Genomic DNA, 11,644 nt, shown 5'->3' with positions numbered 1-11,644 from the left:
TAGCGGGGCGTGGGCCCGTAGGCTGCGGACGGTGACCTACGACATCATGTTCCTGCGGGTTCCCCCGGGCCGTACCTTCGACGAGACCCTGGAAGAGATCAACTCCGCCTACGACCCGGATGCCGACCTCAAGCCCATGAGCCTGACCCGTGACCAGCGGGCCGCCTGGGACAGGCTGATACAGCGGATGTCGCGGGAGGTGGGGCCGGTCACCACCGAGAAGTACCCCTACAGCCTGACCCTGTGGCGTGACGGGCCGGCCGGTCATCTGCAGCTGGACTACGCGGGGGATTCGGCCAACATCGAGATCCCCTATCGCTACCCGGGGCAGCAAGCACTGCCGATCATGGCGGAGGCATATCAGATCGCGCGGATGATCGAGGAGGAGAGCGGCCTCGAAGGCTACGACTACGAGGCCGATCAGCCCGTCCGGACCGGCGACAGCGACGTAGCGGCAGTCAAGCTCGGCGGCATTGCCCGCTGGGCGCAGGAGCACCTCACCTGATCGGCGAGAGGCCCTACCCATGACGTCATGGAGGGGCGAACGTTGCCTGATACGGCACTAGCGGCTAGGCCGTTTCTTGTGGATCACATTGCTGACCAGATGAAGATGGCGGCAACGTGCGGTCCGGCAAGGTAGACGGTGGCGGTCTTGTCGTATCGGGTGGCCAGACCACGCCATTGCTTGAGCTTGTTGATGCACCGCTCGACGGCGTTTCGCTGCTTGTAAGACTCGCGGTCGAAGGCTGGGGCCGGCCGCCGAAGCTGCCTCTGCGCTTGCGGTTGGCGGCTTGGTCGGCCGGTTGCGGGCGGATCCCGCGACGCCGCAGGTGATCGCGGATCGCGCGCGATGAGTAGGCCTTGTCGGCCAGGACCACATCCGGCGTTGTTCGAGGTCTGCCGACCGGCCTGGGCACCCGGATCCGTGCCATGAGCGAATCAAAGGCGGGTGCGTCACCTGCCTGGCCCGCCGTGAGGACGAAGGCGAGTGGTCGGCAGCGAATGTCGGCGGCGAGGTGAACTTTTGTTGTCAGCTCACCGCGAGACCGCCCCAGTGCATGATGGTCGGGTTCCTACGGTCAGAAAGGACATGCCAGCCTCTCGCCATGGCGGAACTTCTCTCTTCTGAGGACAGACTGATGCTGAACCGCTGCCGTGCTGGCCCAGAACTTCCTGGACCAGCAGGTCAGCCACAAAGGTATGGCCTTCGCGCTCGTCGATGGGGAATGCGCCCACGTGGGAGACGACTTCTATTTCGACTGCCAGTCAGCTGCCTATCTCCGTGATGGAGACCCCCGGGACATAGCTGTAGGTACGGGCTACCTGCGCGTTGACGGAAAGACCGGAGACTGCCGGCTACTGGGTGCAGTCGAGTCTGCGGAGCTCGACCTCTTCTGAACTCACGGGTCAAAGCACCCGCAGAGCGTCGTCAGGCGACCGGCCGGGTGAGACGCGTACTGCGCGAGCGCGCGTATGGCAGCGGACAGATACCGGCCCGAGCAGGTAGCGCGAAGTACCGAAGCGGGGACAAGCACCCGAGTGCACCGGGGACAGAGGATCGAAGGGCATCATCTGGGCCGAGCAGGGGGTTGCGATGCTTTCCGTGTCGCATCGCCGGGCATTCCGGGTGACTGGGCGATCTCTTCCTCGGCGGCTTCGATGATGGCCAGTACAGCGGCCGCCGCGGCCGAGGGATCGCGGGCCTCGACGGCACGCACGATGGCGCGGTGTCCCGGCAGTGAGGCTTCCACAGCGCCCGGGGTCCGGGTACTGACGAGGAAGCTGTGTTCCAGCGCGATGTCGACAGCGCGGCCCAGTGAGCCGAGGAGACGGTTGCCGCTGGCATCGAGCAGGGCCCGATGAAAGGTGATGTCGGCCTCTACGTAGCCGCTGCGGTCGGGTTCCGCCGCTGCGGCCTCCATGGCCGCGAAACAGTCGTACAGGACTCGTACATCGTCGGGGTCCGCCCGCTCAGCAGCGAGCCGGGCCGCCTCGGGCTCGACGATCCGGCGCAGTTCACCCGTGTCGCGCAGCAGAGCCGCAGCGTCTCCGGCCTGTTTCCAGCGCAGTACGTCACGGTCCAGGTGGTTCCAGTGCTCCGGGGGCAGGACGCGCGTGCCGGTGCGCGGACGTACGTGGAGCATCCCCTTGGCCACCAGCGCCTTGACCGCTTCGCGCAACACCCCTCGGCTGACACCGGTCTCGGCGGCGAGCGCCTCCTCGACCGGCAACGAATCGCCCGGCTCCCACGCGCCACCCACGATGCGCCGCCCGAGTTCGTCGACCACTCGCTGATGCATGGTCAGGAAGTGCACCACGATCTCTGCTCGCCCCCTGGACACCATTCATCGAATCATTTAATGATTGCTTCACAGGGTAAGGGCCACGGGCCCTCACCCGAAATCGCCCCATCGCGAAGCGACGACGCCAGAGCCACGGGAGTGCCTACATGACCGACGGTCGGAAGACGAGTCGCAGCCAGGCATGGTTCGGCGCGCAGGGCCGCAGTGGGATGCTGTACCGCTCCTGGATGCGCAACCAGGGGCTCGGGCACGAGGTGTTCGACGGGCGTCCCGTCATCGGCGTCGCGACCAGCGCCTCCGAACTCGCCCCGTGCAACGCCCATCTGACAGACGTCGCCGACGCCGTCAAACGCGGCGTGTGGCAAGCAGGCGGCCTACCGCTTCAGTTTCCCACCATGGCCACCGGCGAGACCCTCATGCGCCCCACCGCCATGCTGTACCGCAACCTCATGGCCATGGAGGTCGAGGAGCTGATCCGGGCCAATCCGCTCGATGGTGTCGTGCTGCTGTCCGGCTGCGACAAGACGACGCCCGCCATGCTCATGGGCGCTGCCAGTGTCGACCTGCCCGCCGTCATGGTCACCGGCGGGCCGATGCTCAACGGCAAGTACCGGGGCCAGGACGTAGGATCCGGCACCCACGTCTGGAAGTTCGAGGAGGATCTGAAGACCGGCCGGATGACCGAGGAGGAGTGCTTCTTCGCGGAGGGGTGCATGGCCCGTTCCCACGGGCACTGCATGACGATGGGTACCGCCTCGACCATGGCCTGCATGGCCGAGGCGCTCGGTATGCAGCTGCCGGGCTCGGCGGCTTGGCCCGCGGTCGACTCCCGGCGGATGGAAACCGCGCAGGCGGCGGGACAGCGCATCGTACGGATGGTGGACGAGGATCTGCGCCCGTCGCAGATCCTGACCCGGGCGGCGTTCGAGAACGCCATCCGGGTCAACGCGGCCATCGGCGGCTCCACGAACGCCATCATCCATCTCACCGCCATCGCCGGACGGCTCGGCGTCGAACTGAGCCTGCAGGACTTCGACGACCTGGTCCGCGCGGTTCCGACCCTGGTCAACCTGATGCCCAGTGGCACCTACCTCATGGAGGACTTCTGCTACGCGGGCGGCCTGCCGGCCGTCGTGGCCGAGCTGCTCAGTGGCAAGCTGCTGCACGGCGAACAAATCACGGTGACCGGACGCACCATCGCCGAGAACACCGAGAATGCCGAACGCATCATCGCCGACGTCATCACCGGCCTCGATGCCCCCTTCCAGCCCGCGGGCACCGGTATCGCCGTCCTGCGCGGCAACCTCTGCCCCGACGGTGCCGTGATCAAGCAGTCCGCCGCGTCACCGCACCTGCTCACCCACCGCGGTCCTGCGCGCGTCTTTGACTCCCCCGAGGCCTATCACGAGGTGGCCGACGACCCGGACCTCGACGTCGACGAGAACACCGTCATCGTCATCCGCAACGCCGGCCCCAAGGGCTATCCCGGCATGCCCGAGGTCTCCAACGTCCCGCTGCCCGCCAAGCTGCTGAAAGCCGGCGTCAAGGACATGGTGCGCGTCTGCGACGGCCGGATGAGTGGCACCGGGTACGGGACGGTGATCCTGCACGTAGCGCCCGAAGCCGCCGTCGGCGGGCCTCTCGCCCTGGTGCGCGACGGGGACCCCGTGATCCTCGACGTCCCGAACCGCACCCTGAGTCTGGACGTGGACGAGGCCGAGCTCACGCGCCGCCGGCAGACATGGAGGGCACCCGCTGAGCGATATACCAGCGGCTATACCTGGCTCTACACCCAGAACGTCGAACAGGCGGACCAAGGGGCCGACTTCGGATTCCTGCGCGGAAGCCGTGGTCACGAGGTCCCCCGCGACTCCCACTGATCCCGCCCAGGGCGATCCACCTTCCTCGAACCCAGGAGAGCATCGATCGTGGAACCGGCAACGACGCGCCCCCGTCCGACGCTGACAACCGGCTCCGTCCTGCCCGAGGACGCCGACCGAGCGGCCCTCGTCGCGCGCGTGCACAGCCCGGAACGGGGCGGACCGTGCGTGGCCGCGGTCCGCGGGAAGCACGTCGTCGACCTGACGGCCATCGCACCCACGGTCGCCGACCTCATGGAACTCGACGACGCGGCGGCGGTCGTCCGCGAGGCCGACGGCGGACACGTCTGGAGCCTGGACGAACTGATCCAGGCACCGACCGACCGCCGTGAGGTCCCGTGTCTCCTCTCCCCCATCGACCTGCAGGTGATCAAGGCCGCGGGCGTCACCTTCGCCCGGAGTCTGCTGGAACGCGTCATCGAGGAGCGGACGGGCGGCGATCCGGCGCAGGCGGCGCGGGTACGGGCCCGCATCGGGCAGGCGGTGGGCGGCGCCCTCGACGGCATCCGCCCCGGGTCGCCGGAAGCCGGCAGGGTCAAGGAGCTGCTCGTCGCCGAAGGACTGTGGTCGCAGTACCTGGAGGTCGGAATCGGGCCGGACCCGGAAGTGTTCACCAAGGCCCCGGTACTGTCCTCGGTCGGCACCGGCGCCGACATCGGCGTCCTCGGTGCCTCGGTGTGGAACAACCCTGAGCCCGAGGTCGTCCTCGTCGTGGACTCGCGCGGCCGGGTGCGCGGCGCGACGCTCGGTAACGACGTCAACCTCCGCGACATCGAGGGTCGCAGCGCCCTGTTGCTGTCCCGGGCGAAGGACAACAACGCCTCGTGCGCGATCGGCCCGTTCATCCGTCTGCTCGACGAGGGCTTCAACCTCGACACCGTGCGCGGACTCGACATCGGCCTGCGGATCGACGGCCCGGACGGCTACGTACTGCACGGCAGCAGTTCCATGCGTGAGATCAGCCGCGACGTACTGGAACTGGTGGCCGCCACCCACGGGCCGCACCATCAATACCCGGACGGGCACGTCCTGTTCACCGGGACGCTGTTCGCCCCCACCGAGGACCGACAGGCACCGGGCGCGGGCTTCACCCACGAGTACGGCGATGTCGTGCGGATCTCCAGCCCGCGGCTCGGCACTCTGGTCAACACCGTCGTTCCCAGCGAGCAGGCCGCGCCCTGGACCTTCGGTGTGCGAGCGCTGATGCGCAACCTCGCGCAGCGCGGCGTGCTGCGAGGGTGACCGGGAGCCCGAACGGCCACCGCCGAGCCCCGGGTGGCACGTCTGACGGCGGAGGGGCGGCACTCACGGAGTACTGACCTGTATCCCGTGAGTGCAGGCTTCGGGCCTGCACATGTCCGGCCCCGCGGCCCGGTGTGCGCAGCGGCGCCACACCTGCGACGTACGCTGCGCCGCCGGTTCACGCCTGATCGACCGGCTCCTGCTCGATCGTGGCGTGCAGGCGTCGAGTGTGGTCCACGTGGCGTGCGGCTCCGGTCAATGTGACCCTGGCCGTCAGTCGCGGATCCGCGCTGGACGCGGCCAACCTCACTTCCAGCTCGCCCGGCTCGACGACGCGCCGATGGTCGCGTCCGGTGAAGGAGGCGACGTCGGCCGGGACAGTGACACGCAGGCACCGGGCCTCGCCCCGTTGCAGCTCGACCCGGGTGTAGCCGACGAGGCGCTGCACCGGCTGGACGACGGAGGCGACCGGGTCGTGCAGATAGACCTGGACGATCTCGGTTCCGGATCGCCCGCCTGTGTTGCGGACGGTGAAGGTGAGGGTGAACTCGCCGTCAGTCGGAACCTCCTCGACGACCAGGGTCAGATCCGTCCAGTCGAACCGCGTATAGGACAGACCGTGGCCGAAGGCGAACGCGGGGGTCGGGTCGCTGCTTGACACCTCGCTGGCGTGAGCCAGCCGCGCCCCTAGATACGTGGCCGGCTGGGAGCCCGGCACACGCGGCACGCTGACCGGCAGGCGGCCGGAGGGGTTGGTACGGCCGCTGAGCACCCCGGCGATCGCACGGGCGCCCTCCTCACCCGGGAAGAAGGACTGCACGATCGCGGCGGACTCCTCCACGGCGCGCCCGAGGGCGTACGGTCGCCCCGCGAGCAGTACGGTGACCACGGGTGTCTCCAGGTCGAGCAGGGCGTCGAGCAGTTGCTGCTGTGCGCCGGGCAGCACCAGCGTCGCGACGTCGCATCCCTCACCGCTGGTGCCCCGTCCGAAGAGCCCGGCGCGGTCGCCGAGAACCACCAGGGCGATGTCGGACTCGCGTGCCAACCGGGCGGCCTCGCGGATGCCGGAGAGGTCACCGTCGTCGATTCCGGTCCCGAGGGCGACCGTGATCTCGGCGTCGGGGAACTCGCTGGAGAGAGAGTCGCGCAGCGTGGGCAGTTCGATGCCGGGTGGAGTCCCGGGGTGGCGGACCCCGATGTGCTGGGGGAAGGAGTAGCACCCCAGGACGGCGACGGGCTCGTCGGCGTTGGGACCGAGCAGGGCGATGCGGCGCGGCCTTTCGAGCGGCAGGGTGCCGTCGTTGCTCAGCAGCACCACTGCCTTCTCGGCGACCGTGCGGGCCAGTGCGCGGTTCTCCGGACCGTCCAGGTCGATCCGGCCGCGCACGGCGGCCGGTTCGTTCAGATCTGCCCCATGGAGCGCGGCCGGCAGCGGATTCCAGTCCGGGTCGAGCAGACCGAGTCCCGCCTTCTGGGTGAGTGTCCGGCGCAGGGCGCGATCGACCAGCGCTTCCGGAATGCGGCCGTCCGCGACGGCCTCGGTCAGGGGCGCTCCGTAGGTCTTGACATTGGGTAGTTCGACGTCGATACCCGCACGCAGCGCCGTGCCTGCGGCATCTGCCCAGTCGGCTGCGATGCCGTGCAGGGTCTTCAGGAAGGCGATGGCGAAGTAGTCGGCGACGACGGTGCCGTCGAAGCCCCATGTGTCGCGCAGCAACCCGGTGAGCAGATTCTCATCGGCCGCGGAGGGCATGCCGTCCGTGTCGGTGTAGGCGTTCATCACCGACCGGGCCCGGCCTTCACGGACAGCCATCTCGAAGGGAGGCAGCAGAACGTCGGCGCGCTCACGCGGGCCCATGGAGGCGGGAGCGAGGTTACGGCCGGCACGGGAGGCCGAGTAACCGACGAAGTGCTTGAGGGTGGAGGCGATCCCGGCCGACTCGAGGCCCTGCACATAGGCCGTCCCGATGGTGCCGACGAGGTAGGGGTCTTCGCCGATGGTCTCCTCGACCCGGCCCCAGCGGGCGTCGCGCACGACATCCAGGACGGGCGCGAGCCCCTGGTGGACGCCGACGGAACGCATGTCGCGGCCGATGGCGGCGGCCATGCGCCGCACCGTATCGGGATCGAAGGTGGCGCCCCAGGAAAGCGGAACGGGGTAGGCAGTCGCCCCCCAGGCGGCGAAGCCGGCCAGACACTCGTCATGCGCGAGAGCTGGTATGCCGAACCGGTTCGTGGCGGCGATACGGATCTGTGTGCGGGCCAGCGAGAGTGCGCCCAGAGCGGGGTCGACCGGGACCGTGCCGAACGGACGGGTCAGCTGCCCCAGTCCGGAGGGCAGGAGTGCGTCCAGGTCGACGGGATCCTCCATGTCGTGCTGGTGAGGGGCCACTTCACCGCCCTGATCGGAGGCGCCCACCCACACTCCGTACAGTTGGGCGATCTTCTCCTCGATGCTCATCGCGTCGATCAGGGCGTCGACCCTCGCGGTGACCGAAAGGCTGAGGTCGTTCCAGAGAGAGAATCCGGGAATGTTCTCTACAGTCACGTCGGCGTTCCTTTTCCTTCCACGCCCCTCAACCTCTTGGCCGGGGCGCGACGGACGAACAGGTGAACGATTAGGGCTCGAGGCGGGGCGGTTGCGCACAGGCTCCGGCACCGGCTTCGGACGACTCGGGCAGCAGGTCTGCCACCGGACACGGAGTCAGCGGCTGAATCCAGCGGTCAGACCGCTCAGCAGCTGACGGCGGCCGAACGCGTACAGCACCAGAAGGGGCAGTGTGGTGAGGACGACGGCGGCGAGAACGGCGGGGACGTTCACCCCGTACTGGCCCTGGAAGGTCCACAGTGCGAGCGGCAGGGTCCGGTGGCCGGGGCTCTGGGTGAGGATCAGGGGCAGCAGGAATCCGTTCCAGATGGTCAGCGCGTTGAAGATGGTCACGGTGAGGATGGCCGGTCGGGTGAGCGGCGCCGCGAGTCGCCACAGCGTCGTCCATTCGGTGGCGCCGTCGACCCGCATCGAATCGAACAGCTCCTTGGGCACGTCGCGGATGAAGTTGGCGAGCACCAGAACGGACAGCGGGACGGCGAAAGCGATCGACGGAACGATCAGCGCCAGCAGACTGTCGTACAGATGCAGTTTGATGATGATCAGGTAGACCGGGATCACCGTCGCCTGCAACGGGATGGCAAGGCCCATGAGGAACAGCCTGTTGATCGCGCGAAGGCTCCGCATGTGCCAGCCGCGGACGATCGCGTAAGCGGCCATGAAGGAGAACACGACTGCCGGCGCGACGGCGCCGGCGGTGACGACGACGCTGTTGACGAAGTAGCGGAGGAAGTCGGACTCGATGACCAGCCGGTAGTTGTCGAGTGTCGGGTCGGCCGAAGGTACCAGCGGGTTGCTCGCATAGTAGCGGCTCTGGGCCTTGAGGCTGGTGATGAGCGTCCAGTACAGGGGCACGGCGACGATGACGAGCCAGATATATCCGGCCACTCCGCCGGCCCAGTTGCGCCGGCGGGAGTGGCCTCGTCCCGTGCGAGGGGCGGTCTTCTGCGGTTGTCGCGCCCCGGTCGGCGTGGTGGTCACGTCAGGCTCCCTCGAGTTGGCTCGCACCGGCGTCCCGGCCACCGAGCCGGCGCAGCAGCAGGGCGAGGGCCAGGCCCACCAGGACCAGAATGACTGCGACGGCGCTGGCCGGTCCCATCAGGCTGGCCTGGAATCCCCGCTTGTACATGTCCAGCGCCAGGACCCGGGTGGCGTCGCCGGGGCCGCCCTCGGTCAGGACGAAGATGAGGTCGAAGAAGGTCAGTGACCCGACCACCATCAGCGTGGACGAGGTGATGATGGTGTATCTCAGCTGGGGCAGGGTGATGCTGAAGAACTGCCGGATCCGGCCGGCCCCGTCCATTTGTGCCGCCTCGTAGAGGGACTTCGGTATCTGCTGGACACCGCCCTGATAGATCAGGGAGTGGAACGGGATGAACTGCCAGGAGACGATGAAGACGACGACCCCGAACGCCAGCCCGGGCCGCCCCAGCCAGTCCTGGCTGAGCAACGGGATCTTCAGCCCGGCACCGAGCCCGAAGTTGGGGTCCAGCAGGGCCTTGTACGCGATCGCGATCGCCGCGGAGCTGAGCATCAGGGGGACGAAGTACACGACGCCCAGCACCGCGCGGTAGTGCTGGCGGCCCGCCAAGAACGTGCCGAGCAGGATACTGAGCGGCGTCTGGACGGCCCAGGACACGGCCATCACCAGAAACGTCACCCCGAGGGCGTGCGGCAACCCCGGGTCGGTGAGCACCGCACGCCAGCTGGTGAACCCCGACGGGTGGATGGCGCCGATCCCGTCCCACGTGGTGAAGCTCAGTACGAAGACACCGACGAGTGGAATCACCGCGAAGCCGACGAAGACCACCAGCGCCGGCATCGCCAGCCACGGCAGGAAGCTGCGCGATTCACGGCGCGGCGGATGGCTGGTGAGGGAGGTCATTTGGCGGTGGCGGCGTTGAGAGCGCGGGCGAACTGCTGCGGAGAGATGTTCAGTTGGAACAGCTTGGCGATGTTGCCCAGCAGGGTCTCGGCGGCCGCCGGACTGAGCGCCTGGTCCCAGGACTGGCCGAACAACTTTGCCTTGCTGGCGAGGTCGTAGGTGAACTGCAGGAAATCGGCGTTCTTGGAAGCGGCCAGCAGCTTCTCCGTACCGAGCCGGATCGGGACCGACCCGTTGTCGATCCACCTCTTCGTCTCGTCATCCTGGAGGACGCCTGAGGCGAAGAATTCCTTGGCGATCTTCTTCTCCTCGGCGCCGGCTTTCGAGGAGATGGACAGGTACTGCGCCGGGTTGCCGACGGTGTTGCCCGGATCACCCTTGCCGCCGTCCACGGGCGGGAAGTTCATGTAGCCCAACGCGCCGCCGGAGACGAAGTCCCCGCCGTCGGCCTGCTGGATGCCGTATGACCAGGCGCCGTGCAGCATCATCGCGGCCTTGCCGCGGTACAGCAGTGCCTGGTCGGCGTTGGAGTCCGCGGTGATCGAGGAGAAGCCCCTGACGAATCCGTCGGCCTTGACCAGCTCCTGCACTTTTGTCAGCGCGGCGATGGCGTCCGGGTGGGACCAGGCGTTCTTCTCGCCTTCCATGATGGCCTGGAACACCTCGGGACCACCGATGCGGTCGAACAGAAACTCCAGCCACATCATGTTCGTCCACCGGGACTGACCGCCGAGTGAGAACGGTGCTATGCCCTTCGCGTTGAACCTGGGCACCAACGCCATGACATCGTCCCAGGACTGAGGGGGCTTCACGCCGACCTGGTCGAAGACCCTCTTGTTGTAGTAGAGGATGATCGGCTGCACGACCTCGCACGGCATCGCGTAGATCCTGCCGTCGACGGTCGCCGCTCCGAACGAGGTCGGGAAAAGCCCTTTCCTGACCTCGGAGTGCTCGCCGAACCACGAGGTGAGGTCCTCGACCTGGCCCGCTTCCACGTAGGTGCGCAGCGTCCCGCCACCCCATCCCCAGATGATGGTGGGTGCCTGCCCGGCACCGATGGCGGTCTTGATCTTCGTCTTGTACGCGTCGTTCTGGAAGGTGGTGTCCTTGATCTGCCCCTTGGGGTGGTCCTTGTTGAAGGCGTCCACCGCGCCGGCTCTGGCACCTTCCTGTGGCTGGCCGTTCAGGTACCAGTACGTGGCCCCACCGCCACCGCCGGGACCGGACGAGCCGCAGGCCGCCAGCGCCGCGGAGACCGGCACGCCAGCTGCCAGGCCGAGGAGGGTACGTCGGGAGAGCGCCATGTCTTTTCTCCGCACTCGAGAGCCACCGGCTTCTCGTGAGTCATGGTGAAAGGTTTTCGAAACTAGCCTTCTCCGAGCTCTGTTCATGCAAATTAGGTTTCGGCCTGACGCCCTGTCAAGACATGCGCAGCTGCGTACCGGCGGGCCCGCTCAAGCGGCGTGGCATCGGGTGCGAACAACTCTCGATCACCCTCGAAGGGGACCGAAACTGTTTCGAAGGAAACCGTCAGGAACAGAGAGGTGACGCGATGATCGCGGTTCTCGCACTGTCGGTGCAGGCCCCCACCGTCGGGGGCCCCGGCGCGGGACACGCTGGACGGGTTCGATGCCCTCGCCCACCCAGCGCACACACCGTCGGACGACTTCGAGGCCGGAGGCCCGGCGGCACCTGCCCGGAGGAGCTCGGCGCCGGGTTGCCGTAC

General features: G+C 67.8%; 9 protein-coding genes and 1 pseudogene. 4 read left to right on the top strand and 6 right to left on the bottom strand.

Going from position 1 to position 11,644, the window contains the following annotated elements; genetic code table 11:
• Nucleotides 1-31: 31 nt before the first annotated feature.
• Nucleotides 32-505: a hypothetical protein gene (locus tag ABZ441_RS25900; protein WP_358978397.1), complete on the top strand. Its 474-nt coding sequence runs from the start codon at nucleotides 32-34 to the stop codon at nucleotides 503-505.
• Nucleotides 506-588: 83 nt separating this feature from the next.
• On the opposite strand, the pseudogene ABZ441_RS25895 reads toward ABZ441_RS25900, so the two are convergent.
• Nucleotides 589-1,055 (bottom strand): annotated as a pseudogene (locus ABZ441_RS25895) (IS5 family transposase); the annotation flags it as partial.
• Nucleotides 1,056-1,155: 100 nt separating this feature from the next.
• Here ABZ441_RS25895 and ABZ441_RS25890 point away from each other — a divergent pair.
• The gene (locus ABZ441_RS25890) at nucleotides 1,156-1,398 is read left to right on the top strand and encodes a hypothetical protein (RefSeq protein WP_358978395.1); all 243 of its coding nucleotides are present in this window, start codon (nucleotides 1,156-1,158) and stop codon (nucleotides 1,396-1,398) included.
• Between the two features lie 170 nt (nucleotides 1,399-1,568).
• Here ABZ441_RS25890 and ABZ441_RS25885 read toward each other — a convergent pair whose 3' ends face one another.
• Nucleotides 1,569-2,345, bottom strand: coding sequence for a FadR/GntR family transcriptional regulator (locus tag ABZ441_RS25885; RefSeq protein ID WP_358978393.1), 777 nt, complete (start codon nucleotides 2,343-2,345; stop codon nucleotides 1,569-1,571).
• 104 nt (nucleotides 2,346-2,449) lie between these two features.
• On the opposite strand from ABZ441_RS25885, the gene ABZ441_RS25880 reads away from it, so the two are divergent.
• Together ABZ441_RS25880 and ABZ441_RS25875 are read left to right on the top strand one after the other, a co-directional pair.
• Nucleotides 2,450-4,183 carry an IlvD/Edd family dehydratase gene (locus tag ABZ441_RS25880; protein ID WP_358978391.1) on the top strand — a complete coding sequence of 578 codons (1,734 nt, stop codon included), beginning with the start codon at nucleotides 2,450-2,452 and terminating at the stop codon, nucleotides 4,181-4,183.
• Between the two features lie 48 nt (nucleotides 4,184-4,231).
• Nucleotides 4,232-5,425 carry a fumarylacetoacetate hydrolase family protein gene (locus ABZ441_RS25875; RefSeq protein WP_358978389.1) on the top strand — a complete coding sequence of 398 codons (1,194 nt, stop codon included), beginning with the start codon at nucleotides 4,232-4,234 and terminating at the stop codon, nucleotides 5,423-5,425.
• 178 nt (nucleotides 5,426-5,603) lie between these two features.
• Here the strand turns inward: ABZ441_RS25875 and ABZ441_RS25870 are convergent, their stop codons facing one another.
• The 4 genes from ABZ441_RS25870 to ABZ441_RS25855 form a co-directional block, all read right to left on the bottom strand.
• Complete coding sequence (locus tag ABZ441_RS25870; protein WP_358978387.1) at nucleotides 5,604-7,973, bottom strand: glycoside hydrolase family 3 N-terminal domain-containing protein; 2,370 nt, start codon at nucleotides 7,971-7,973, stop codon at nucleotides 5,604-5,606.
• Between the two features lie 156 nt (nucleotides 7,974-8,129).
• Nucleotides 8,130-9,014 carry a carbohydrate ABC transporter permease gene (locus ABZ441_RS25865; RefSeq protein WP_358978385.1) on the bottom strand — a complete coding sequence of 295 codons (885 nt, stop codon included), beginning with the start codon at nucleotides 9,012-9,014 and terminating at the stop codon, nucleotides 8,130-8,132.
• Between the two features lies 1 nt (nucleotide 9,015).
• Entirely contained in the window at nucleotides 9,016-9,918 is a 903-nt protein-coding gene (locus ABZ441_RS25860; protein WP_358978383.1) for a sugar ABC transporter permease, read from the bottom strand.
• Nucleotides 9,915-11,222, bottom strand: coding sequence for an extracellular solute-binding protein (locus ABZ441_RS25855; protein ID WP_358978381.1), 1,308 nt, complete (start codon nucleotides 11,220-11,222; stop codon nucleotides 9,915-9,917). The genes ABZ441_RS25860 and ABZ441_RS25855 overlap by 4 nt, the downstream gene beginning before the upstream one ends.
• Nucleotides 11,223-11,644: the final 422 nt, after the last annotated feature.

Source organism: Streptomyces sp. NPDC005752 (assembly GCF_040630715.1).
Lineage (GTDB): Bacteria > Actinomycetota > Actinomycetes > Streptomycetales > Streptomycetaceae > Streptomyces.
This window is presented reverse-complemented; position numbering and strand designations above follow the sequence as displayed.